The sequence below is a fragment of the Streptomyces sp. NPDC088730 genome (genome assembly GCF_044751215.1).
Lineage (GTDB): Bacteria > Actinomycetota > Actinomycetes > Streptomycetales > Streptomycetaceae > Streptomyces.
The window spans coordinates 372,009-396,635 of sequence record NZ_JBIVLK010000004.1 but is presented as its reverse complement, the minus strand read 5'-3'; the positions used below and the strand labels follow the sequence as shown (position 1 = coordinate 396,635).

21 protein-coding genes are annotated in these 24,627 nt (G+C 69.0%); 15 read left to right on the top strand and 6 right to left on the bottom strand.

Annotation, left to right across the window (positions count from 1 at the left end; genetic code table 11):
* Positions 1-65 precede the first annotated feature (65 nt).
* The 12 genes from eccB (at position 66) to ACIP89_RS16690 (ending at position 11,069) form a co-directional block, all read left to right on the top strand.
* On the top strand, positions 66-1,616 hold the full coding sequence (eccB, locus tag ACIP89_RS16745) for a type VII secretion protein EccB (protein ID WP_401927197.1): 1,551 nt from the start codon (positions 66-68) through the stop codon (positions 1,614-1,616).
* Between the two features lie 185 nt (positions 1,617-1,801).
* Positions 1,802-2,938, top strand: a complete 1,137-nt coding sequence (gene mycP, locus ACIP89_RS16740; protein WP_401927291.1) for a type VII secretion-associated serine protease mycosin — start codon at positions 1,802-1,804, stop codon at positions 2,936-2,938.
* Positions 2,939-3,084: 146 nt separating this feature from the next.
* Positions 3,085-3,435: a WXG100 family type VII secretion target gene (locus ACIP89_RS16735; protein ID WP_401927194.1), complete on the top strand. Its 351-nt coding sequence runs from the start codon at positions 3,085-3,087 to the stop codon at positions 3,433-3,435.
* 54 nt (positions 3,436-3,489) lie between these two features.
* Positions 3,490-3,771 (top strand): WXG100 family type VII secretion target, encoded by a 282-nt coding sequence (locus tag ACIP89_RS16730; protein WP_024491246.1) that lies wholly within the window; start codon positions 3,490-3,492, stop codon positions 3,769-3,771.
* A gap of 111 nt (positions 3,772-3,882) precedes the next feature.
* Entirely contained in the window at positions 3,883-4,347 is a 465-nt protein-coding gene (locus tag ACIP89_RS16725; protein WP_401927292.1) for a hypothetical protein, read from the top strand.
* A 32-nt stretch (positions 4,348-4,379) separates the two neighbouring features.
* Complete coding sequence (locus ACIP89_RS16720; RefSeq protein WP_402115446.1) at positions 4,380-5,975, top strand: WXG100 family type VII secretion target; 1,596 nt, start codon at positions 4,380-4,382, stop codon at positions 5,973-5,975.
* A 53-nt stretch (positions 5,976-6,028) separates the two neighbouring features.
* The gene (locus ACIP89_RS16715; RefSeq protein WP_402115444.1) at positions 6,029-7,288 is read left to right on the top strand and encodes a S8 family serine peptidase; all 1,260 of its coding nucleotides are present in this window, start codon (positions 6,029-6,031) and stop codon (positions 7,286-7,288) included.
* Between the two features lie 34 nt (positions 7,289-7,322).
* Complete coding sequence (locus tag ACIP89_RS16710; protein WP_402115443.1) at positions 7,323-8,075, top strand: hypothetical protein; 753 nt, start codon at positions 7,323-7,325, stop codon at positions 8,073-8,075.
* Between the two features lie 16 nt (positions 8,076-8,091).
* Positions 8,092-8,403 (top strand): hypothetical protein, encoded by a 312-nt coding sequence (locus tag ACIP89_RS16705; RefSeq protein WP_401927181.1) that lies wholly within the window; start codon positions 8,092-8,094, stop codon positions 8,401-8,403.
* A 29-nt stretch (positions 8,404-8,432) separates the two neighbouring features.
* Positions 8,433-9,173: a hypothetical protein gene (locus ACIP89_RS16700; protein WP_402115442.1), complete on the top strand. Its 741-nt coding sequence runs from the start codon at positions 8,433-8,435 to the stop codon at positions 9,171-9,173.
* Positions 9,174-9,537: 364 nt separating this feature from the next.
* A complete protein-coding gene (locus ACIP89_RS16695; protein WP_402115441.1) occupies positions 9,538-10,140 on the top strand; it encodes a hypothetical protein in 603 nt (200 codons plus the stop codon).
* A 167-nt stretch (positions 10,141-10,307) separates the two neighbouring features.
* Positions 10,308-11,069, top strand: a complete 762-nt coding sequence (locus tag ACIP89_RS16690) for an SDR family NAD(P)-dependent oxidoreductase (protein ID WP_401927278.1) — start codon at positions 10,308-10,310, stop codon at positions 11,067-11,069.
* Positions 11,070-11,107: 38 nt separating this feature from the next.
* Here ACIP89_RS16690 and ACIP89_RS16685 read toward each other — a convergent pair whose 3' ends face one another.
* Positions 11,108-11,716 (bottom strand): TetR/AcrR family transcriptional regulator, encoded by a 609-nt coding sequence (locus ACIP89_RS16685; RefSeq protein ID WP_401927276.1) that lies wholly within the window; start codon positions 11,714-11,716, stop codon positions 11,108-11,110.
* Positions 11,717-11,830: 114 nt separating this feature from the next.
* Positions 11,831-15,796 carry a type VII secretion protein EccCa gene (gene eccCa / locus ACIP89_RS16680; protein WP_401927169.1) on the bottom strand — a complete coding sequence of 1,322 codons (3,966 nt, stop codon included), beginning with the start codon at positions 15,794-15,796 and terminating at the stop codon, positions 11,831-11,833.
* Between the two features lie 170 nt (positions 15,797-15,966).
* Between eccCa and eccD the strand changes: the two genes are divergently transcribed.
* Together eccD and ACIP89_RS16670 are read left to right on the top strand one after the other, a co-directional pair.
* Positions 15,967-17,436, top strand: a complete 1,470-nt coding sequence (gene eccD, locus ACIP89_RS16675) for a type VII secretion integral membrane protein EccD (RefSeq protein ID WP_402115439.1) — start codon at positions 15,967-15,969, stop codon at positions 17,434-17,436.
* A 309-nt stretch (positions 17,437-17,745) separates the two neighbouring features.
* A complete protein-coding gene (locus tag ACIP89_RS16670) occupies positions 17,746-18,729 on the top strand; it encodes an aldo/keto reductase (protein ID WP_401927594.1) in 984 nt (327 codons plus the stop codon).
* A 156-nt stretch (positions 18,730-18,885) separates the two neighbouring features.
* On the opposite strand, the gene ACIP89_RS16665 is transcribed toward ACIP89_RS16670, so the two are convergent.
* A complete protein-coding gene (locus tag ACIP89_RS16665; RefSeq protein WP_402115438.1) occupies positions 18,886-19,794 on the bottom strand; it encodes an aminoglycoside phosphotransferase family protein in 909 nt (302 codons plus the stop codon).
* A gap of 60 nt (positions 19,795-19,854) precedes the next feature.
* Positions 19,855-20,340 (bottom strand): DUF5753 domain-containing protein, encoded by a 486-nt coding sequence (locus tag ACIP89_RS16660; protein WP_402115437.1) that lies wholly within the window; start codon positions 20,338-20,340, stop codon positions 19,855-19,857.
* Positions 20,341-20,523: 183 nt separating this feature from the next.
* On the opposite strand from ACIP89_RS16660, the gene ACIP89_RS16655 reads away from it, so the two are divergent.
* On the top strand, positions 20,524-21,639 hold the full coding sequence (locus ACIP89_RS16655) for an ADP-ribosylglycohydrolase family protein (RefSeq protein ID WP_401927160.1): 1,116 nt from the start codon (positions 20,524-20,526) through the stop codon (positions 21,637-21,639).
* 227 nt (positions 21,640-21,866) lie between these two features.
* On the opposite strand, the gene ACIP89_RS16650 is transcribed toward ACIP89_RS16655, so the two are convergent.
* Together ACIP89_RS16650 and ACIP89_RS16645 are read right to left on the bottom strand one after the other, a co-directional pair.
* Positions 21,867-23,465 carry a sodium:solute symporter family protein gene (locus tag ACIP89_RS16650; RefSeq protein WP_402115436.1) on the bottom strand — a complete coding sequence of 533 codons (1,599 nt, stop codon included), beginning with the start codon at positions 23,463-23,465 and terminating at the stop codon, positions 21,867-21,869.
* A 356-nt stretch (positions 23,466-23,821) separates the two neighbouring features.
* A complete protein-coding gene (locus tag ACIP89_RS16645; RefSeq protein ID WP_402115434.1) occupies positions 23,822-24,604 on the bottom strand; it encodes an SDR family oxidoreductase in 783 nt (260 codons plus the stop codon).
* Between the last annotated feature and the right edge of the window lie 23 nt (positions 24,605-24,627).

The following is a 24,627-nucleotide window of genomic DNA, read 5'->3' as shown; positions in this document are numbered from 1 at the left end:
AGCGTCGGCGGGCATAGTGGTGGCGGTTCGCGAGGCATCTACAACCACGGGGAGAAGTCGGGCAGATGGCATCACGGCGGGACGAACTCAACGCCTACACCTTCGCGAAGAAGCGGCTGGTCGCCGCCTTTCTGCAGCCGTCCGCAGCCGGTACCGACGAGGGGGCGCCGCGCCCGCTGCGGGCCCTGGTGCCGGGCGTGGTGGTGGGCGCCCTGCTGCTGGCGGGCTTCGGGGCCTGGGGGATCTTCAAGCCCAAGGTGCCCGACGGCTGGGACAAGCCCGGTGCCCACGTCATCGTCGGCAGCGATTCGACGACCCGTTACGTCGTCCTGGAGACCAAGGGTGTCAAGCGCCTGCACCCGGTGCTGAACTTCTCCTCCGCGAAGCTGCTCCTGGACCCGAACGACTCCCCGGTGCTCCAGGTGGACGAGGCCGAGCTGGACAGCGGGAAGCTGCAGCGCGGTCCGATGCTCGGCATCCCGTACGCACCCGACCGGCTGCCCAGCGAGGAGGAAGCCGGCCGCAACAAGCTCTGGGTGGTCTGCGAACAGCCCGGCGCCGGTTCCGGCGGGGCTGTGCAGAAGGCGGTCTTCCTGCTCGCGGACCGGGACGCGGACAAGGTCGGCGGCAAGAAGCAGCTCCGCGGCGGCCAGGCCCTCTACGTCGAGGCGGACGGCGCCGACGGCGCCAGGTACCTGGTGGACGCGGACGGCACGCAGCACGCCATCGGGACCAGCGGCGGCGACAAGCCCTCCGCCCGTGACGAGGTGCTGCGCCGCTCACTGTTCAGCGAGGGCGCACGGCCCCAGAAGGTCACCAAGGACTGGCTCGGCACCCTGCACGCGGGCAAGCCCATCGACTTCCCGAAGCTGCCCGCCAAGGCCGGTACCCCGGCCGGCGTCAACGGCCTGGACCCCCGCCTGAACAAGGTGGGCACGGTGCTCAAGGCCGTGGCCGGTACCGGCATGCAGCAGTACGTCGTTCTGCCGAACGCGGTCGCGCCCGTGTCCGACCTGGTGGCCAGGCTGCTCCTGACGAGCCCGGAGGCCGCGGTGCTGGGCCAGAAGGCACAGGCCACCGAGGTCGGACCGCAGTCCTTCACCTCCTCCCCGGACGAGTTCTACGCGACGTACGGCTGGCCGAGGAACGTACCGACGCAGGCCAACGACACCGCGTCCCCGACCGGAACCGTCTGCAACGTGCTGCACGGCGTCACCGGGGCAGGTGTCCCGAAACTGACCACCTGGGCCGGTTCCGGATACCCCGTCCGCTTCCTGGACGGGGCCACCAGCGCGTACGTCACACCGGGCAGCGGGGTGCTCTACCGGCAGTTCAACGGAGCGTCCCCCACCACCGGCTCACTCTTCCTGGTGACGGACACCGGACTGCGCTACGCCGTACAGACGAACAACGACAGCAGCGCGGATCCCTCGAAGATCGGGGCCACCGGGAAGCCGGTGACCCCGGAGGAGCAGGCCGCCGTGGTCAGCCAGGCCCAGACCAGGCTCGGCTACAAGGACGTCAAGCCGCTGCCGGTGCCGGACAACTGGTCCAACCTGCTGCCCAAGGGCCCCAGGCTCGACACCAACAGCGCCAAACAGCCGCAGAGTTCCTGAGGACGGAGAGGAGGAAGCGCGCGATGACCACTCGCAAGACTCGTAGCACGCGCAACGGATTCCGCTCTTCGGCCGCCGTGCTGCTCCTGACGATCGCGGCGGGCGCCGCCCTGCCGGGACTCGCGGCCGCGGACGACGCCGTCCCGCAGCCGGGTTCCGAGGCCAGCGGTGAGTGCACCTTTCCGATGAAGAAGCAGATCCAGGGCCGGCCCTGGGCGCTTCAGCGGCTGGTCTTCGACCAGCTCTGGCAGGACACCAAGGGCAAGGGCGTCCGGGTCGCGGTGATCGACACCGGTGTCGACGACACGAACCCGCAGCTGAAGTCCGCCGTAGACCGGGCGGCCGGGACCGATCTGCTGCCGGTGCCGAAGGACGGGTCGCAGGACCCGGCCGCGGGCGGCGCGAAGGGCAAGGGCAAGCCGAGCGGTGGTGACGGCACCGTCGACGCCGTCGGCCACGGCACCAAGGTCGCCGGCATCATCGCGGCCCGCCCGCACCCGGGCACGGGGTTCGTCGGCCTCGCCCCGGAGGCGACGATCATCCCCATCCGGCAGAACGACGACAAGGGGACCGGCACCGCCACGACGATGGCCGCGGCGATCCGCCACGCCATCGCGCAGCACGCCCGGGTCATCAACATCTCCCAGGACACCGCCAAGCCCCTGCGAGCCGACTCCGACCTGGCACTCGCGGTGAGGGAGGCGCTGAACAAGGACATCGTCGTGGTCGCGTCCGCCGGTAACGACGGGCTCGCCGGCGCGGTCAAGGTGACGTACCCGGCTGCCTACAAGGGCGTCCTGGCGGTGGCCGCCTCCGACCGCAACGACGAGCGGGCGCCGTTCTCCCAGACCGGCGACTTCGTGGGGGTCGCGGCGCCGGGCGTCGACATGGTCTCCACCGTCCCCAAGGGCGGCCAGTGCGTCGACAACGGCACCAGCTTCTCCGCGCCCTACGTCGCCGGAGTCGCCGCGCTTCTGCGCGCGAAGCACCCGGGCTGGAAGCAGTACCAGGTGGTGGCCCAGATCGAGCAGACCGCCGAACGCGCGGTCAACGGACGTGACGAGTTCGTCGGGTGGGGAGTGGTGGACCCGGTGCGCGCCCTCAACGACGACGAACATCCGGTGAACGCGCCCACTCCTGACCGCGCGGTTTCGAATGGTCCCGCAGGACCGGAACCAATCGCGCTCCAGATGGGTGAAACAAGGAAGGAACGCACCGCCCGGATCTCGATCTACGTGCTGGCTACCACAGGCCTTCTCGTGGCAGTGATCGCGGGCGTCGCGATCGTGTTGCGGGACCGTCGCAGCCGAGTAATTAGGTGAATGTCCAACAAGTCGCGGCAAGACTAAGGCTGTTGGAATGAGTGGCGGCCGCAGCTAAACTGATAATTGACAACTTTGGTCCGATGTACGCGTGGTAGCGACAAGCAAGCAGCCCGCGACATCCGATTCATGGGGGAAGGTGCTTTATGTCAGACAAGCTCAGGCACTCAGCTGATCAGATTGACAGTCTCATCCGCGAGCTCGGCCACATGCACGACACACTCCAGGGCAGGATCACGCACCTCAACGGGGTCATCGACGCCGTGGAAGGTCACTGGAAGGGTGTCGCGGCCAACGCGTACAACGGCCTCCAGACGCAGGTCAACCTCGACGTGCGCGACCTGAAGGATCTCCTCGACTTCACCCAGGAAGCCGTCCGGATGAGCAAGGACGGATTCGACGCGGAGGAAGTCGAGCAGCTCAACAAGTTCAAGGGCATCGACGGCGTCAGCAACACGGGCAGCAACGGAGTCCTGGACCGGTTCCAGGTCTCCTAGCAACCCGCGCTCGCCAGTCCGTCCTCACTTCGCCTCGCATCAGGAGACCGTTCCATGGAGATTACGTACTCAGGGGTCGTAGAAGCCTCGAACCAGGTCAAGTCGACCGCCAACACCATCAAGGGCCAGCTCGACGACCTCAACGGCAAGGTCAAGGCCGTCGTCGCCACCTGGGACGGCGAGACGCAGCGCGCGTTCTACGACCGCCACCGGGGCTGGGACGTCAAGGTCAACCACATGCACGAGACGCTGCTGACGATCTCGACGAGGCTCATGGAAGCCACCGAGGGCTACCGGGCGAACGACCTCGCCCAGTCCCGGCGCTTCCAGGGCTGACCCAAGCTCAGATGAATCACGACGGAACCGGCACGATGTGGATGTGGGATGCGGCCGACGCGTCCCACATCCACGCCTGCGGTTCCGCGGCACTTTAGGGGAGGTGCTTGCATGAGACCTGAACTTCCGGGGGACGGATCACCCGCGCCCGATCTGGCGGCGCCCAGCGAGTCTCTTCAGAGCTTCAAGTCCCTGGTGGACAAGCTGATCACGAAGCTCGACAGCTCACCGGCCGCACACAGCCGCATCACCGAACAGAAGGTCACCGCCGCCTCGTACGGCACCGGTTTCCCGGAGGCCATGGGGCTGTCCAGCGCCTACGACATGGTGCACGCGCGTCTGGAGCAGCTGTCCAAGACGCTCGGTGATCAGCTGGAGGCGATGGGCATCACGGTCGACCTGGCCGACCGCGGCTACGAGAACGTCGACCAGGAACACTCCGAGCGTCTGCGCGCCATCCAGCAGCGCACCGAGATCTACTACAAGAAGCCGGAAACCGGCAAGGATCCCGGAGCGCACGGAGGCGACCAGAGCAGCACCGGCGACGGTTCGTCCAGCGGTACAGACGGCTTGTAACACGTAGAAGCGAACGGGGGACAGGGGTAACCATGGGCGAGAAGCTGCCACCACTCAACGCCTGCTACAACACCAGCAACTTCGAGCACGCGTCGTACCAGGACATGCTCAACATGGTCAGTGGCGTCAACGCCACGGCGATCATGGCTCGCGGCACGGCTCTCATTGACGCACAGACCGAGATCGAGAAGATCGGCACCGAGCTCAAGGAGCATGTCGGCCGCACCACCGGCTGGAAGGGCGCGGGCGGTGATGCCTTCCGTGAGTGGGGCGACGACTTCGCCAAGGAGACCCTGAAGCTGGCCGACTACGCCGGCACCGCGGGCACCTCGCTGCAGACGGCCGGCCAGGCCCTCAGCGAGGTGGCCAAGGTGATCGAGGGCCACCCCGACGCCGTGTCGATGTGCTACGCGGACGAAGCGAAGGAAAAGGCCCGGCTCAAGGCCGTCGAGACGGCGCGGAACGAAGCCATTCCGCAGATGAACAAGCTCGCCTCGTACTACCTGATGGCCCAGCAGTCGATCTCCTCGCAGGAGGAGCCGAACTTCATGCCGCTGCCGGATGCGGCGGTGCCGAAGAGCCCGGTCGACGGCTGGAAGAAGGGCCTCGGCTCTCCGGGAGGCAACTCAGGAACCACGGACTCGGTCGCAGGTACTCCGGGCGGTGACACGTCGAGGGTCGATCACCAGTACAGCACCGTGCGTCCTGATGGCGTCAGCCCGTCCCCGGACGGCACCTCTGTCGTCCACACGCCGCAGCATGTCAACGCGGTGCCCGGGGCTCCTGACAACACGGGCACGAACATCGACACGGTGACGATGCCCCAGACCCCCAACACGGTCCCGCCCACCGGCGGGCCCCTGCCGCAGGGCCCGGGTGGCGGCGGGCACCAGTCGCCTCTTCCGCCCGTGATCCCGCCGCGTACGGGACCGTTCGGTCCCGGTGGCGGCCCGGGGCGTACTTTGCCCACGGGGCCGGGTGGCAAGGGTGACGTGGGACGCGTCCGGCCTCCGACGGGCGCCCCCGACAGGAGCACCGTGTCTCCGACGGGCACCCCCGGCAGGGGTGGAGTCGAAGGCGGTCGGCCTCCCATGGGCACGCCCGGCCGGGGCGGCGTCGAAGGCGTCCGGCCCCCCATGAACACCCGTTCCGACACCGGCATCCACGGTGGTACGCCGGCTCAGGGCGGCCGGGGCGGGGTCGGCCCGGCCCGGGGCACCTCGCGCGGGACGGTCATCGGTGGGGAGAAGCCGTCGACCTCGACCGGCCGCGGAATGATGCAGGGCCGCGCCGGTGGCGCGCCCGGGATCGCCGGGGGCCGGGCCGGGGCCACACGCCCCGGTGGCAACGCGCAGCGCCTGGTCAACGAGCCGGGCGGCACCGTGCGGGCACCACGCGGAACGCAGTCGGGGGCCGGCGGGGAATTCACCCCGGGCGGCACCGGGCTCGTCCGGGAATCGCCGCGAGCAGGCGGAGCGATGGGCTCGATGGGTGGCGCAATGGGCGGGTCCCAGGGCAAACGGCGACGTCCTCAGCGGCGTGACGGCGAGATCCCGGACTATCTTGCCGAGGACGAAGAGACCTGGGGCACGGGAGACGACGGCGTGGTTCCCCCCGTGATCGACTAGTTCCGGTTTCGAAGCAGCGACGCCGGACGGCGGACAGAGAACGAGTGGGTGGCATGAAGTCAACGGTCAGGCGTCACCGCAGGCGAGCCTCGGCGGTGGTGTCAGCGCTGGGTGCACTGCTCCTCCTCGGTGGCGCCATCGCCCCGGCCGCGTCCGCGGACACCATGCGCGATCGCGAGTGGTACCTGGACCGGATGCAGGCCGCTGAGATGTGGAAGGTCAGCACCGGTAAGGGGATCACTGTCGCTGTTCTCGATACCGGTGTGATTCCTTCTGTTTCCGAACTGACAGGAGGAAAGGTCCTCCCGGGGAAGAACTTCGTCGATCCGAAACTGGGTGCGCACATCGACGTGGATGGACACGGCACCGCCATGGCGATGCTCATCGCTGGGAACGGTGTGAATGGTCAGGGCGTGAAGGGTCTCGCACCCGATGCACACATTCTCCCTCTGACCGTTTTTGGATCCACCAGGGAATCGCCTACCAACAGCATTCCGGCGCTAGTCTCAGCAATCCGGTATGCCGCCGACAGTGAAGCCAAGATCATTAACATGTCGTTGGCCTACGAGTACTTCACTCCGGATCAGGACCAGTTGACCCAGATCCAACAGGCAGTGGATTATGCGATTCAGCGCGGAAAGCTGCTTTTTGCCGGAACCGGCAACAGTGGCGACAAAGAGAACAAGTTCGCGTACCCGGCGGCGAGCATCGGGGTCGCCGGCATCGGGGCCGTCGACAAGACATCTTCGGTCACGAAGTACTCGGTGTCAGGGCCTCAAGTGGCGCTCGCCGCGCCGGGTGAGGAAATCCCGATCCTCTGTGGCGGCGGTCAGGCGGGCTACTGCAACAGCGGCGGCACCAGCCAGGCAACCGCCATCGCCTCCGCCTCCGCCGCCCTGATCTGGTCCAAGCACCCGTCCTGGACCGGCAACCAGGTCCTCCGCGTCCTGATGAACACCGCGGGCAAGCCGACCAAGGGCAAGGTCCCCAGCCGCTACATCGGCTACGGCACGGTCCGCCCCCGGCTGGCCGTCCTCGGGGACCCCGGTGACCCGGGCCCCGCTGACGTGAACCCGCTGGTGGCCGCCCGGACCCCGAAGAAGTCCCCGTCGCCCTCGGAGTCCGAGTCGAAGGCCGGCGGTTCCGGCTCCTCGAACGCTTCGAAGCAGCCCGCGTCCTCCGCTGCCTCGGACACCTCGGAAGACGGCAAGGGCGTGGGCGCGATCGTCTGGATCATCGTCGGAGCCGGTGTGGTGGTCGTTGTCGGCGCGGTGCTCCTGCTGCGCCGGAGAACCGCCGGTACCCGGCGCTGACCGTGCACATCTGGAATAACGAGAGGGGATAGACGTGAGCGGCGACATATTTCAAGAGCTGAAGCAGTTCCAAGAATATGCGAACAAGATGCAGCAGCTGATGTCTGAGGTACGCGATCAGATGCCTGAGTACGCCGATGGCGAGGACGCGCAGGGAGCCGTCAGAGTCCGGATGATAGCCGGTGGTGTCCCGGAATCGATCAAGGTCGCATCTGACTGGCAGCGCAGGCAGCCCCCGGAGAATCTCGGTGCGGCTGTTGTCGAGGCATACGGGTCCGCCGTGAGCGAGTGGATGGAGCGGTGGTCGGGCGGCCTTGAGCAGGCGGACTGGGAAGCTCGGGCCCATCAGCTCGACGGCAGCCTCGACCAGCCTGCGTCGGCGGGGGAGCCCCCGGTGTCTCCGGAGACCTTCGAGCGGGATGTGCGATACGTCGTTCCGCGGCCCATCGAGGAAGTGGCCGAAGATGTGCTGACAGCCTTCGACGTGGTCGAGCGGCAGGACCCGGAATCGTCCGTGCAGCCCGAGGCGAGAGGGGGCTCCGCCGCGCACCGGGTCGTGATCACCCTCGGTTCGCAGGGGCTCACCTCTTGCGAGGTGGATCCGGAATGGGCGGTCCAGCAGTCAGTTGTGCGTCTGAATCAAGCACTCGACGAGGCTTTGGCCGAGGCGCGCGCCAAGTCCAGCAGCGCTCAAAGCGGTCGCCAGGACGCCGTTGCGGACCTGAACCTGGGCGGCCTACTGGAAGAGGCCATGGCCATCATGAAGAACCCGCGGAACTTCATCTAGAGAAATCCTGAAAGGGGTGAGAGCTTTGGGAAAAGACCTCAAAGTCATCACTGATGCGATACGTGCTGATGTGACCACGTGGGACGAGCAGGCCAAATCAATAGGTGAGGTGTCTGCTTCCATCAAGGGAATGCAGCATAATCTGACCGAACTTGGACTCTTCGCCCCGATTTTCGTGCAGTACACCAGTGTCATCACCCATCTTTCGGCTCGATGCGACGAAGGAAAAGTCGAAATGACGAAGATCGCCGACGAGTTGGTCAAGAATGCAAAGGCCTACGACGATCAGGAAGTAGACACCACGAAGTCTGTCGAAGGCGCCTACTAGACACCGATTCAGAAAGAACGGAGCTCCTCGTGGGATTCAGCCCCGAGCAATTTCAGGCGATTATCGATAAGCTGAATGCTGGGCTTACGACTATCACGAAACATACGAATGAAATGGGGCCAAGGGTAGAGTCGGCGGTGAACCACTGGTACGTTCCGGACATTGTTGCGCGGGGATGTATCTGGATAGTGAACAAGATTGTTGAAGGGGTCACTTGGATTATTAACAAGCTTGTAGACCTCCTGCAAGGTGCAGTTGCCCCTGTCACCATGTTCTACGATGCCTTGCAATGGCAGGGCGAGGAGGTCCGGGGGAAGGCGTCCGGTGCCGCTTCCTCTACACAGAAATTCAACCTCACTTCCCTCAGGTACTGGGAGGGGGAAGGGGCGACCGCATACACAAATGCGATTTTCCCTCAGTCTGCGGCTTCCGCTCAGGTCGCGTCCAGTTCGAGTACGGTAGCGGGTTGCCTCACAGCCTGCGGGGTGGCGGGACTCGCGTTCTACACCGCAGTAGGAGTATTTATTGCTCAGCTGATCCCGGTCCTGGCCGCCTCGGCTGTTGCGGCTGCTTCTGTGGTGGCTCTTCCCGCTGCCGGAGCTGCTGCCGCGGCAGAAGCAACTCTCGGACCCGCCGTCATCGGGGGGGCTGTGCTCGCAGTGCTGTCCGTGCTTGGTGCTGAGGGCACGACGATGGCTCAGCTCGCGGGCGAGGGTACTGACAAGAGCGCCTTCCCGAACGGGGGGCACTGGCCGGTCGGAACGGTCTGAAGTCTTCGCTCGGCCGTCGACTTCAGCCCCTCCGAAATGGCGAATGGCGCTGTGCTTCTCCTGAGCAGCAGAGGATGTAGACGTGACTGGAACTCGCTTGGCCCTCTGGGGTATTGCGCTGGCGTCATTCGTATGGCTCGCACTACCACTGATCACCCGTGACATGGACGACCTTGCCCCCAGGGGCATGATCGGCATTCTCTGCGCGCTGGTTGTTTTCTGTCCAGTGGTCGCGGTGGTGCTCAAGAACCGTGAGAGGAAACGAGGCTAGCACGCGATATTTCGCCTCAATTCATCTTCTTGGAATTCTCCTCCTGAGCTCGGGCGTGGAGAAGGGGGCAGTACGTGATCGAAAGGAAGCGTCATGTCCGCACCCCTCGGTTCCGCCGAAGGCATATGGATCCCCGCTGAGCGTGCACGTCGAGGCGGGGTCTACCTGGGTGCGTTCCTCGCGTTCTGCGTCGGCCTGCTGATCCTCGAAGCGCTCATCATGTTTGTGGTGCTCGTGCTGATCGAGGGCGAAGGCCTGGGGGCCATGGGCTGGACGGGCGTCTACGGATATCTGGGACTGCCGGTCATTGCGGCAGTGGTGAGCCTGCCGCCGATGTTCGCGATTGTGTGGCGGCATCCGAGCCTGCGCATCGATTCAACCGGCATGAGCAAGGTGTGGCGTCACCGGACCCAGACCGTGCGGTGGGCTGATCTCGACACGGTCCGGTTCAACAGCAGACGGAGCTACCTGATGCTGGTGGTGAAGGCGGGCGCACCTCCCGGGCGGCCGAACGCCGCTGGTGGGCGGAGAACGCTTGTGATGTGTTCGATCGGACACGCTGTCTGGCGCCGGCGCAGGCCAGGTCAAGCGGAATTGATCCTTGACGCGATTAAGTGCTTCGCCCCGGGCAAGTACACCGCTGAGCCCTGGAACCCGGGCAAGGGCCGCGCGAACGGTGGGGGTGCCTCGGCATAGCCGAGGTGGAGGCGGTCCGGGCACCCCGCTTTTGGACTTGCGGGTCCATTTTTGTCGTCGCACAGTGGCAGGGCGCCCGACAGCCGGAGGGCGCCCCGCCCGGTCGAACGCTGCCGGCGGTCCGGCCGTGCGGTTTCGCAGCGGCGAATCAAGCGATGGAGAGACCCATGTCTGTGCGGCTCGCGGGCAAGACCGCCCTTGTCACCGGAGCGACCAGCAACCTCGGGCGTGCGATTGCGGAGGCCTTCGCCGCAGAGGGGGCGTACGTGGCCGTCTCGGGCCGCAGCGCCGAGCGCGGCGCGGAGGTCGTCGAGGGGATCCGTGCACGGGGTGGACGCGCGGAGTTCGTGCGGGCCGATCTGGACGGCAGCGCCGCCGCCTCGCGGGCGCTCGCGCGGGACGCCGCGCGGGTCCTGGGCGGACGTATCGACGTCCTGGTCAACAACGCCGGTATCTACCCCCGCAACACCACGCCGACCGTCGACGAGGAGACCTTCGACCAGGTCTACGGGGTCAACGTGAAGGCTCCGTTCTTCCTGACCGCCGCCGTCGCGCCCGCCATGGTGGAGGCCGGTGGCGGGGTCATCGTCAACCTGGGTTCCTGGATCGCGCGGCTGGGCATTCCCGGCGCCCTCTACAGCTCCACCAAGGGGGCGGTGGAGACCCTGACCCGGGCCTGGGCGGCCGAGTTCGGGCCGCGGGGGGTCAGGGTCAACGCGATCTCCCCGGGCGTCGTCCAGACGCCCGCACCCGGCGAGACCCACCCAGGCGAGATCATGATGAAGGGCACCCCGGCCGGAGGGATGGGCGTCCCCGGCGACATCGCGAACGCCGCCGTCTACCTCGCCAGTGACGAGTCCTCGTTCGTGCACGGCACCGTGCTCGACGTCGACGGCGGCCGCACCACGGTCGCCGTCATCGCCGCCTGAGACGCACGGCACCGGCCCGCGGAGCCAGTTCGCTCAGTTCACGCCGCAGGACCGCCCGCGCGGCGCAGGTCCGCGATCCCCTGGTCGAGCGCGGCGCGCAAGTGCGTGGACCGGCCCGTCGACAGCAGGATCGACACGCCTCCCTGGATCCCGGCCAGCAGCGCGGCGGCCCTCGCCTCGGCATCGACGTCGGCGGGCAGCGCGCCGGCGGCCTGCAGCGCCCGGACGCCCGCCGCGAGGCTCTCCTGCCAGCGGCGCAGCAGCTCGACCACGATCGCCCGCGTCCCGGGGGTCGAGCGCCCGATCTGGTGGAACAGCGAGCCGAGCGGGCACTGGTCGCCCTGCGCCTCGTAGCGCTTGACCACCGCGTCCCGCCACTGTCCCCAGGACTCCCACGAGTCGAGGCGGCCCAGATAGGGCTGCTGGTCCTCCAGCACCTGGTCCGCCTCGAACTGGGCCACGGCGACGAGCAGTTCGTCCTTGCCCGCCGGGAAGTAGTGGAAGAGCTGGCTCTTGCTGGTGCCGGTCCGCGCCATGATGTCGTCCAGGGTCGCCCAGGCGACGCCCCGCTCCCGCAGCACCGCCGCGGCCCCTTCGACGATCCGGCTCCGCGTCGCCTTCCCCTTCGCTGTCAGCTTCCCGGGCACGAGCCACCTCCACGACCGTAATGGACCAGGCAGTCCATTGTAGGTGTGGACGCGGAGGAGGGGGCCGGCCCCTGATCGGGCCGGCCCCCTCCTCCGTACTCGGCAGGGACCCGCTCAGTCCAGGTCCGTCGGCAGCCAGCCCGTCTGGATCAGGGAGGGTGCGCTGCGGCGGGAGACGAACAGGCCGCGGCCCGGGGGCAGCGGGCGGGCCTTCACGTCGCCGAGGAGTTCGCCCTCGCCGGGGTGGCCGGACAGTACGACGCCCTGGGCGCCCAGCTCCTTGAAGCGCTGGATGAACTGCTCGTACGAGGAGCGGCCGGCTCCCGCGCTGTTGCGGGCGATGATGAAGTTCACCCCGGCGTCGCGGGCGTACGGGAGGTTGTCGACCAGCATCGCCATGGGGTTGTTGGAGGACGTGGCGACCAGGTCGTAGTCGTCGACGATGATGAACGCCCGCGGCCCCCGCCACCAGCTGCGGTTGCGCAGCTGCTGCGGGGTCACGTCCGTGCCGGGGATGCGGCTGGTGATGAGGGTGTTCATGTCGTTGAGGTACGACTCGAACGCGTTGTGCGTCGTCGCGTAGCCGACCAGGTACGGCTCCGGCACGCACTCCAGCAGGCTGCGCCGGTAGTCACCGACGCAGATCAGCGCCTCCTCCGGGGTGTACCGCTCGGTGATCTGCTTGATGAGCAGCCGCAGCAGGGCGGTCTTCCCGGACTCCGACTCACCGAAGACCGCGAACAGCGGGTCGGTGTCGAAGTCGACCATGACCGGTGCGAGGTTCATCTCGTCGATGCCGATCGCGATACCACCGCTGGACCGCTCCGGGCCGCTCGGCAGCTCGCGTGCGGACAGCTTCCGGGGCAGCATGCGGACCTGCGGGGCGTGCGGGCCGGGCCAGTTGTCGACCGAGGCGCGGACGAAGGCGCCGGTCCCCTCGGACAGATCGTCGCCGGCGCCCGCGGAGTCGTCGATGCGCGGCAGCGCGCCCATGAAGTGGAGCTTCTCCGCGGTCAGACCCCGGCCGGGTGCGCCCACGGGGACGTTCACCGCGATCTTGCGGTCCAGTTCGGAGTCGGTCGGGTCACCGAGGCGCAGCTCCAGCCGGTTGAGCAGCTGGTCCTTGAGCGCCGCGCGCATCTCCATGTACCGGGCGACGGTGGCGACCAGGTGGATGCCCAGGCCGAGGCCCCGTGCGGCGATGTCCGCGACGACCGGCTCCAGGAACTCGTAGTCCGTCTTGAAGGACTGCCAGCCGTCGATGACCAGGAAGACGTCGCCCCACGGCTCACCCGGCAGCCGGCCGGCCGCGCGGAGCTGGCGGTAGGTGGTGATCGAGTCGATGTTGTTGTCCCGGAAGAACTCCTCGCGCCGGTTGAGGATTCCGGAGACCTCGGCGACCGTACGGCGGATCTTCTCCGGGTCGAGCCGGGAAGCCACCCCGCCGACGTGGGGCAGGCCCTCGATGGCGATCATGCCGCCGCCGCCGAAGTCCATACCGTAGAACTGCACCTCGTGCGGCGTGTGCGTGAGGGCGAAGGAGCCGATGAGGGAGCGCAGCAGGGTGGACTTGCCGGAGCGGGGGCCGCCGACGATCAGCATGTGGCCGGCCGCGCCCGAGAAGTCCCGCACCAGCGGGTCGCGCCGCTGCTCGAAGGGCTTGTCGACCAGGCCGAACGGAACGACCAGGGAGCCGTTCTTGCCGTACTGCGGGGCGTGGAGTCCGCGCTCGGGCGTCACCGCCAGCGGCGGCAGCATCTGGTCGAGGGACGGCGCCTCGGTGAGCGGCGGCAGCCACACCTGGTGGGCGAGGGGCCCCTGGCCCTCCAGACGGCGGGCGATGACGTCGAGAACGGTGTCCGCCAGCGCGTCGGCGGTCCGCTGTCCGGGTGCGAGGGAGACGTCCGGGTCGGGCTCCGGGTAGTGGACCGCCACCGGGGTCGCGGTGAACAGCACCGGGCGCCGGTCGATGGGGAGTTCCCCGGAACCGGCGGTCGGGGTGACGCCCGGCCGGTAGGTGCCCGACACGTAGGCGGCCTTGAAGCGGGTCATCCCCTCCGTGCCGAACTTCAGGAACCCGGAACCGGGGACCGAGGGCAGGTGGTACGCGTCGGGCACACCCAGGGCGGTGCGGGACTCGGCGGCGGAGAACGTACGCAGACCGATCCGGTACGACAGGTAGGTGTCCAGGCCGCGCAGCCGGCCCTCCTCCAGGCGCTGCGAGGCCAGCAGCAGGTGCACGCCCAGGGACCGGCCGATGCGGCCGATCTGGATGAACATGTCGATGAAGTCGGGCTTCGCGGTGAGGAGCTCGCTGAACTCGTCGATCACCAGGACCAGGGACGCCAGCGGCTCCAGCGGGGCGCCCGCGGCGCGCGCCTTCTCGTAGTCGGTGAGGTTCGCGTAGTTGCCCGAGGAGCGCAGGAGCTCCTGGCGGCGCTGCAGCTCACCCGTGATGGAGTCCCGCATGCGGTCGACCAGGGTGAGGTCGTCCGACAGGTTGGTGATGACCGCGGCGACGTGCGGGAGTTCGGACATCCCGGCGAACGTCGCGCCGCCCTTGAAGTCGGCCAGGACGAAGTTGAGCGTCTCGGAGGAGTGGGTGACGGCCAGCCCCAGCACCAGCGTCCGCAGCAGCTCCGACTTGCCGGAGCCGGTCGCTCCCACACACAGCCCGTGCGGCCCCATGCCCTCCTGCGCGGCCTCCTTGAGGTCGAGCATGACGGGCGAGCCGTCCTCACCGATCCCGATCGGTACCCGCAGCCGGTCGGCCGTCGAACGCGGCCGCCAGACGGTCGCGGTGTCGACGGCGGCCGGGTCACCGATGCCCAGCAGGTCCGTGAAGTCCAGGTTGGCGAGCAGCGGCTCGTCGTCCTCCGCGCCGATTCCCATCCGCAGCGGGGCGAGCTGGCGGCCGAGCGCCTCCGCGGTCTCGACCGGCAGCAGGTCGGGCGTGCCGTGGTAGGTGGCCGCCGCCGACTCCAGCCGCAGCCGGCCCGGCCGTACCGCTATGTGCAGACCGCCGCGGGGCTCGTCCAGCTCCTCCGGGACGATCTCCACGACGGTCACGCCCTGGAGCCCCTCCGGCGAGGCGAGCAGCGACTCCGCCGGTACGAAGGTGCCGTCCAGTACGACGACGATGTGCGGCTGGTCCAGGAGCGGCGCCCCCTCGCGGTTGAACCTCGACCGGCCCGACAGGCGGTCTTCCAGCAGCGCCTCGACCTCCATCAGGTTGTCGCCGAACAGCCGCTTCGTGCCGGCTCCGTCGGAGGACCCGGGGACCTGGGTGTGCGGAAGCCACTTCGTCCAGTCCCAGTGGTCCGTCACATCCCGGGACGCCGCGACCGCGACCACGAGGTCGTCGGGTGAGTGCAGCGCGACCAGCCCGGCCACCATCGCGCGGGCGGAATCGCGCACCGAACCGGGGTCGCCCGACACCACGACGTGGTAGAAGGCGCGCAGCGACACCGCCATGGGGAGCCGGTCGAGCGAACCGTGCGCGGCCAGGAACTGGTGCATGGCACCGGCCGACAGCGGCTCCAGCTCGTCGAGCGGCGCGGTGCTCGGCGCCACCAGCGGCGTCCACAGCTGCTGCGGCCCCAGACCGATGCGGACCTGCCCGAAGTCCTTGTCGGCGATCCGCCGCTCCCAGAGTCGGCCGCCCTCGGCGACCAGCGACCACAGCTGGTCCGGATCGGGATGCAGATAGAACTGCGCGTCCCGCTGGACCCGTGCGGTACGACGCACCTTGCGCCGGGTCTGCGCGAGGTACTTCAGGTAGTCCCGGCGGCCCTCGGAGGCCTCGCCCTGGCTGCCCTTGCGGGCCCGCATCACCTGCGCGATCGCCATGGCCACGGTCGACAGCAGCATCATGACGCCCATGATCTTCATGAACGGCTGCGAGCCCGGCATGAAGAAGAACACCACCGACGAGCCCATGCCGAGCATCGGCAGCAGCTGCATCGCCATGCCCTCCTGCTGCCCGCGCGGCAGCTCGGGAGGCGATTCGAGCCGGAGCTCAGCCGTGGACGTCTCGGGTGGCATGGCTCGCGGCTGGCGTTTGACGACAATCTGGGTCACCGGCGAATCAATCCCTCAGTGCGGCCCGGAGAGTTGCGGGCCGGCACCCCCGTGGCAGCGACCTACCTCCGCGCGCCGACAATCCTACGTGTAGACCATGGGAGGGACCCCGATAGGGTGGCGCCCTTGGCCTGGAGCGTGGTGTACAGCGAACGAGGGGGATGCAACAGGTGAGTTCGACCCTGACAACCGGTTTCTGCCGTGTAACGGTCGTGGCGCCGGACAGCCGTATCGATGTCGCCCTGCCGGACGATGTCGCCGTCGCGGACCTCCTTCCGGAGATCCTCCGGCTGACCGGCCAGGTCACACCCCCGGGGGCGCCCCCCGGCTACCACCTGGCCCGCCGCGACGGCACCCTCCTGGACGCCACCCACCCGCTGTCCGTCCAGCGGGTCCTGGACGGTGACGTCCTGCGGCTGAGGCCCTTCGCCGAATCGCTCCCCCCGGCCGTCTTCGACGATGTGTCCGACGCCGTCGCGTCCGCCGTCCGCCGCGACCGCGCGCTCTGGAACGACCAGCTGTTCGGCGTCTCCGGCCTCTTCGGCGGCGCGCTCCTCCTCGTACTGATGGGCTTCGTGCTCTGGTTCGCGGACCCGGTCAAGCACGACATGCACGGACTGCCGGGCATCGTCGCCGCCGCCGTCGGCGTACTGCTCGTCACGCTCGCCGGTATCAGGGCACGGAGTTACGGGGACCGGGCCTCCGCCGTCGCGCTCGGCCTCGCCGCGCTGCCGCATCTGATGATCGCCGGGTCCGGCCTGCTCGCGCTCGACCCCGGCACCGGTATCGGGCGCCTCCAGTTCATGCTGGGCTGCGCCGCGGTGCTCCTCGTCTCCGCCGGACTCGTCGCCGCGATGCCGACCGGTGACGCACCCTTCGTCGCCATCGTCTTCGCCTCCGCGGTCGGCACCCTCGCGACGTTCTGCGCGATCCTCACCGATTCCAGTCCCAGCGAGACCGCCAGTGTCTGCACGGTCGTCGCGATCGGCGCCGTGGCCTTCCTGCCCGGCCTCTCCGCGCGGGTGGCCCACCTGCCGATCGGCTACGCCGCCCCGCGCCCGACGACGGACGCCGACCTCGACAACGAGCCGGGCGTCGTCGCGGACCCCGACCCCGTGGACGCCGAACGCATCGCCGCGCAGGCCCGGCGCGGGCACGAGCTGCTGCTGGGGCTGGTCGGAGGCTGCTGCGTCGTGGTCGTCGCGTCCGCCGCCGTCCTGGGCTTCTCCAGCAACGTCTGGGGCCAGACCCTCGCGCTGGTCGCCGGCCTGGCCATGCTGCTGCGGGCCCGGCTCTTCCGCTACACCGCGCAGGTCGTCGCCGTACTGGGCGCGGGCCTCGCCGCCCTGGGCCTGCTGGTGCTCGGGCTGTCGCTCAACCCGCCGACCGACGCGGTCGTCAAGCTCCTGACCGAACAGGACCGGGGACCGCTCGACATCCGCACCCTGTGGCTCGCCGCCGCCGTCACGGCCGGTGCCGCGCTGATGGTCGGCATCGCGCTGATCATCCCGAAGAAGGGGCTCTCCCCCTTCTGGGGCCGCCTCTCCGACCTGGCCGAGGTGGTCCTCCTCCTCGCGCTCGTTCCCCTCTGCCTGGCCGTACTGGACGTGTACTCCTCGGCACGCGGGATGACGAGCTAGGCATGTTCGAGATGCCGATCTGGGCAGGTCTTGATCGGCATCTCGGGTGGCGCACAGGGTCAGGACGGCGGAGACAGCACACCTGCTCGCCTCCGGGAGCATCTGTCCGGACGCCGCCCACCGCCTGATTCTTCCGCACTGGCGGCATTCGTACAGCGTCGTCCGCCACGACCTGCACCGTCTGGCGGGTAAGTCCGCCCCGGATCGAATGTCCGGATTCTCGGATGCGCAGAAGGAGAACGGATCCGAGGGCCGGGAAGGCAACCACGGAAACCTGAGGGAAAGGCCCTGGATTTGAACTCGTCACTGATTCCGCGGCGTCGGCCGGGAAGCGTCGGCCTTGAAGTCTCCGCGTTAGGACTCGGCTGCATGGGAATGAGCCAGACCTATGGAGTTCCGGACGACAAGGAGTCGATCGCGACGATCCATCGGGCACTCGAACGAGGCTGCTTCTTCTTCGACACCGCGGAGGCGTACGGCCCCTTCGTCAACGAAGAACTGCTGGGCCGCGCGCTTCGTGGCCGCCGGGACGAGGCGGTCATCGCGACGAAGTTCGGGTGGGAGTACGAAGGAACACGACGCGGAGAGCTGAACAGCAAGCCCGAGCACATTCGCACAGTGGTCGACGAATGCCTGGGGCGGCTGGAAACCGACCGGATCGACGTCCTCTATCAGCACCGCGTGGACCTGGAAGTCCCGATCGAGGAGGTGGCCGGCACGGTCGGCGAGCTCATCCAAGAGGGAAAGGTGCTCCACTTCGGCCTGTCGGAGGCCGGTGCGGAGACGATCGCCCGCGCCCACGACGTCTGTCCCGTGGCCCTGCTTCAGACGGAGTACTCGCTCTGGGAGCGCCACATCGAGCAGGAGATTCTTCCGGCGGTCCGGGAGCGGGGAATCGGTCTCGTGGCCTACTCACCTCTGGGGCGTGGGTTCCTGACCGGGACGGCGCTGCCCGCGGAGGAGTATCCGGAGTCGGACTACCGCCGCTACGACCCCCGGTTCCAGGGGGACAACTTCACCGCCAACTCGGCGGCGGCATCGGTGGTGCGCGAAGTTGCCACGAAGCACGGGGCGACGCCGGCCCAGATCGCCCTCGCGTGGCTGCTCCACCGGGGCGAGGACATCGTGCCCATCCCCGGAACCAAGCGCAGGGTCACACTGGAGGAGAACCTCGCGTCCGTGGACGTGGCGCTCGACGCCGAGGACCACCAGCGGCTGGACGAGGCGCTGCCTCCGGAAGCGGTGGCGGGAACCCGCTACCCAGAAGCCGTCATGCATATGAACGGCCGCTGATAGCACTTGAACGAAAAGAAAGAAGAACGGGGAAAATCGGGTTCCGCTGTACCGGCCGCCGGCATCCGCATGCCGCGCCGTCGTCAACGGAATACAGATCAGCCGGACCGGCCGGAGGCAGCGCGGAATCCGCCGCCGCGCCGCAGGGGGAGAGCCTCAGCCGAACCGCTCGTGGTCCTCCAGCACCGCGTCGATCACCCGGAGCTCATGCGCGGCGCCCACCGGGTCCGTACCGATGTCCCCCGTCATGTTCAGCAGCGACTTCCACAGCGACCACCCGCGGGCCCGTGCCCAGGTGCCGGAATCCTGGCCGACGGCCTGCCGGAACGCCTCCCGGCTCTCCCCGGAGAACAGCCCCCACGCGATCACCAGATCGCAGGCGGGGTCACCGACGCCCGAGGTGCCGAAGTCGATGACGGCCGTCAGCTCACCGCCGTCCACGAGCAGGTTGCCGGAGGCGATGTCGCCGTGGAACCAGACCGGTTCCCCCTGCCAGGGCGCGGCGAGCGCCGCCTCCCAGACGGCGCGGGCCCTGCGGGTGTCCACGCGGCCCTCCAGCGCGGCCAGGCAGCGCCGGGTCTCCGCGTCGTAGTGGGCGGGCGAGGCGCCCCGGTACCAGCTGTGCTCCCCGGCGGCCGGCCCGTCGGTCGCGTCGCAGCGCTGGAGGGCGAGGAGGAAGTCCGCCACGGAGCGCGCGAACCGGGGAACGTCGTCGATACGGTCGAGGGCCGCCGTCTCACCGCGCAGCCAGCGGCGGACCGACCACGGATACGGATAGCCCTCGCCCGGAGCGCCCAGGGCCAGCACCGGGGGAACGGCGACCGGCAGCGAAGGAGCGAGGCGCGGCAGCCAGTGGTGCTCCTTCTCCACGGCGGGGACGTAACCGGCCGCCGTGGGCAGCCGCACCGTCATCGCGTCGCCCAGGCGGTACGTCCGGTTGTCCCAGCCGTCCACCGCCACGGGCGTCACCGGAAGACCGCTCCAGTGCGGGAACTGGGCGTCGATCAGGCGTTGCACGAGCGCGGCGTCGATTCCGGCGCGGCCGTCGGGGTGGGGGGATACCATCCGGCGATCATCACGCCGCACGATCGGCCGAAGCAACCGGATTTGGCCCGGGGGCGCGGTTCACGACCCGGTGCTCCCTAGGACACCCCTGATGAACGCGGTGGACTCCGACGGGGGCAGCGCCAGATCCCGATGGCGATCGTAGGACAGCCGGTAGCGCGTCACGGCAGCCGCGTCCTCGATCAACTCGGCGCATCCATTGCCCTCCGTGTAGGCAACGGCACTCACGTCGTCCTGCCACAGCAGTGTCAGGGAGCCGTCCATCAGGTGGTGTGCCCCGACGGCGAAGGGGAGGACCTGGAGGGCGACGGAGGCCGCCTCGCTCATGTCGGCGAGATGGGCCAGCTGTTCGTCCCACGCCTTGGAGTCAGCGACCGGGCGGCGCAGTGCGTACTCGTCCATGATGATCCGCACGGACGGGGTCGGACTGCGGTGCAGCAACTGTTGGCGGCCCATGCGGGCTATCACCCGCTCCTCCACCAACTCGAGCTCGGTGCAGGCCTCCTGGGCGCCGGACAGCAGGGCGCGCGCCGCTTCCCTATCCACATTATGGAACGGTGGCCTTGCCGTCCGAGGTGCACCCAGCCCGGTCATTTGCGAAGCCCCGGGGCGTCCGAGCACATTCCTACGCGTACCCGTATCGCCCCTCAGCCGTCCGTTCCCGTTCGATTACAGTGCTGCGCAGTTACCGCGCGGTCACACCTGGGCGGTCCTACGGGGAGGGGCACGGTGAGCACAGGGACCACGGCTGTCTGGGGCCGTGCCGAACAGCAGGACTTCCGCAGCCGGGTACGGGGAGCGCTGCTCGGCGGCGCCATCGGGGACGCGCTCGGCGCGGGCGTCAGCGGGCTCACGCTGGAGGAGATCCGCGAGGCCCACGGCAGTGACGCCGTCACCGACCTCGTCCCCGCGCACGGCGGACGCGGCCTCGTCACCGCCGTCACCCAGCTCAACCTGTTCACCGTGGACGGGCTGATCCGCGCCCAGGTCCGCCGCGACATCGGCGCCTGGCACCCGCCCACGGATCTGCACCAGGCGTATCTGCGGTGGGCCGCCACCCAGCACGACTGGGGGCCCGACGAGCGCCGCAAGGACAACGGCTGGCTGGCCGCGCAGGAATGGCTCTACGCCCGCCGCGCCCCCACCCGGGAATGCCTCAACGGGCTCGGTGACACCGTCATGGGCACCCTCGACCGGCCCAAGAACCCCGCCGCGCACGACGCGGCGGCGCTCACCCGCTCCGCCCCGTTCGGACTGCTGGTCGGCTGGGAGCCGCAGCTCGTCCTCCAACTGGCCGTCGAGTGCGCCGCCCAGACCCACGGCCACCCCACCGCCCTGCTCTCCTCCGGCGCCCTCGCCGTGATGGTGCACGGGCTGGCACGCGGCGAGACGCTGGACGCTTCCGTGCAGCACGCCCTCGTCCTGCTCGCCGAGCGGCCGGGGCACGAACCCGTCACGGAGGCCCTCCAGCAGGCCCTCGGCACCGTGCGGCAGGGCATACCCGGACCCGCCCTCATCGAGTCCCTGGGCGCCACGGACTCCGCGGAGGAGGTGCTCGCGGTGGCCGTGTACTGCGCGCTGGTGGGCGAGGACGTCCGGCACGGCCTGCGGCTGTCCGTGAACCACGGCGGGCCCTCGGCCGCGACCGGGGCCCTGTGCGGGGCGCTGCTCGGCACGCTGCACGGGGAGACCGCGCTGCCGCCGGCCTGGCTCGCGGAACTGGAGGGCCGGGCGACGCTGCTCGAACTCGCGGACGACTTCGCCATGGAGATGACCCAGGGTCCCGCCCTGCACAGCCCGGCCGCCGTCACGGCGGGCTGGCTGGCGCGCTACCCGCGCGGCTGAGTGCTGAAGGCCGAGGGGCGAAGATGGGGTGCGGGGTGGGGGGGGGGGGGCCCCCCCCCCCCCCCGCCCCCCCCCCCCCCCCCCCCCCCGGGCCCCCCCCCCCCCCCCCCCCCCCCCCCCCCCCCCCCCGGGGTGTCGGGGGCCGGGGGGGGGGGCCCGGGTGGGTCACGGGACGCCGCCGCGTCCCGTGACCCACCCCGCACCCCCGTTCCGTGGAACCGCGCGGGTCAGTCCTTCCCGCCGAGCCCGCCCCGCAGGTTCTCCGTCTCCTCGGTGAGCGCCACGTCCTGGGGGCCGCCCTGGGCCGGCACGCCCGCGGCGCCGCCGGGCCCGTCGCCGTCCGTGTTGATCCGCTCGATGACCGCGTCGCGCTCCGGGGTGTCCTCCGGCTTGATGAAGCCGATGACGATGAAGAGCACCAGCGAGATCGCCAGCGGCAGCGCCACCTGGTACTGCAACGCCACGTTCGTCTTCGTCGAACCGTCGAAGTTGTAGTTGGTGAAGTAGAACGCCAGCAGCCCGGCCGCCCAGCTGACGAGCGCCGCCGTCGGTCCCGACTTACGGAACCGGCGCAGCAGACCCAGCATGAACGGGATCGCGATCGGACCCATCAGACCGGCGACCCACTTGATGACGACGGAGATGATGTCCTTGAACGTCGGCGAGTTGATCTGGGTCGCCAGCGCCATCGACAGGCCCAGGAAGCCGAGCGTGGAGAGGCGCGCGGCCAGCAGTCCGGCGCGGGCGCTCCAGTTGCGGGCGGCCTTGGAGAAGACCGGGGCGATGTCACGGGTGAAGACCGCCGCGATGGCGTTGGCGTCCGAGGAGCACATGGCCATCGTGTGCGAGAAGAAGCCGACCACGACCAGGCCCAGCAGGCCGTGCGGCAGCAGCTGCTCGGTCATCAACGCGTAGCTGTCGGAGGCGTCCGGCTTCTCCGCGTGGACCAGCAGCGGGGCGCACCACATCGGGAAGAACAGGACCGTCGGCCAGACCAGCCACAGGATGGCGGACAGCCGGGCCGAACGGGTCGCGGAGGCGGCGGAGTCCGTGGCCATGTAGCGCTGGGCCTGGTTCCACATGCCGCCGTTGTACTCGAAGGTCTTGATGAACAGGTACGCCAGCAGGAAGGTCACGGTGTACGGACCGGCCGTCGGGTCCGTGTGGCCCTCGGGGAGCTTGTCCCAGACCGTCCACAGCGTGCTGAAGCCGTCCAGCTTGCTCATCGCGGTGACCAGCATCGCGACACCGGCGAACAGCTGGATGACGAACTGCCCCAGCTCGGTGAGCGCGTCGGCCCAGAGGCCGCCGACCGTGCAGTAGACGGCCGTGATGATGCCGGTGATGAAGATGCCCTGGGTCAGCGTGATGCCGGTGAAGACGGAGAGCAGGGTGGCGATGGCGGCCCACTTGGCGCCGACGTCCACGATCTTCAGCAGCAGGCCGGACCAGGCGAGCGCCTGCTGGGTCTGGATGTTGTAGCGGTTCTTGAGGTATTCGAGCGGTGAGGCGACGTGCAGCCGAGAGCGCAGCCGGTTGAGCCGGGGTGCGAAGAGCTTGGCGCCGATGCCGATGCCGATGGCGATCGGCAGCGACCACGTCACGAAGGACGTGACGCCGTACTGGTACGCGATTCCGGCGTAGCCGGTGAACATCACGGCGCTGTAGCCGGACATGTGGTGCGAGATGCCGGACAGCCACCACGGCATCTTGCCGCCGGCCGTGAAGAAGTCGCTGACGTTGTCGACACGCTTGTGGGACCAGAGCCCGATCGCGATCATCACGCCGAAGTAGCCGATGAGCACGACCCAGTCGAGACTGTTCATGTGTCCCCTCCTGGGGTCCGCCTTGTGAACGGGAAACGCACTTCGTCAGTACGGCCGCTCAGCGGGGCCCCCGTGCGGGAGCGGGGACTTCGGGGATTGAACCGCCTGTCCGGTCCCCCGGTCAAGGTCTCTTCTGGTCAGAGATGTGAACGCCGATCAGCAAGTCGAACGATTTTACGGGTTCTTGACTCGCGGGGGCGTTGTCGCGAACGTGACGGCGGCCACACCATGAGCAGGCACTTCGTCAGGCTGTGCAGAGAACGAGGACTCGTCCAGGAACGCCGAAGAACGCAGAGAGACCGCACGGGATGCGGGTCCCGTGCGGCCGAGAAGGAGGGGAACTCTGTACGAGGGGCTCAGCGCATCAGCTCGCCGGCGTTGACCAGCAGGGACTGCCCGGTGATCGCCCGCGCCCGGTCGGAGGCCAGGAACACCGCGGCCTCCGCCACATCGCCGTCCGTGGCCAGCTCCGGAAGCGCCATGCGCTCGGAGAGCCTCGCCAGTACCTCGGCCTCGGGCACGCCCTCCGTGTGGGCGGTGAACCGCACGTAGGCCTGCACCGGCGGCCCCCACATCCAGCCCGGCAGCACCGTGTTCACCCGGATCCGGTGCGGCCCGAACTCCCGGGCCATGGAGTACATCGCGGAGGTCAGCGCGCCCTTGGAGGCCGCGTACGCCGCCTGCCGCACCTGGGACGGTGCGGCCACCGCGGACTGCGTGCCGATGACGACGACCGAGCCGCCGCGCTCCCGCAGGGCGGGCAGACAGGCGCGCGTCATCCGCAGCGTGCCGAGCAGATTGACGTCGATGACCGACTTCCAGGTGTCCAGATCCGCGTCCTCGACGCCGCCGAAGTAGCTGTCCCAGGCGGCGACATGGACGACCGCGTCGATCCGCCCGAACCGCTCGATCGCCAGCGCCGCGAGCGCGTCGCACTGCGCCTCGTCGGTGATGTCGGTGGGCAGGTGCGCGGTGTGGAGTCCCTCGGGATCGATCTCGGCGGCAGACTTGGCGAGATTGGCGGCGGTGCGCGCCCCGAGCACGGCGTTGCCGCCGTCCCGCACGACCGTGGCCGCGATCTGGTGGCCGAGCCCGGCGCCCACCCCGGAAACGATGACGGTCTTCCCCGCGAGCAACATCGGTGCCTCCCGGCCCTGGCAGT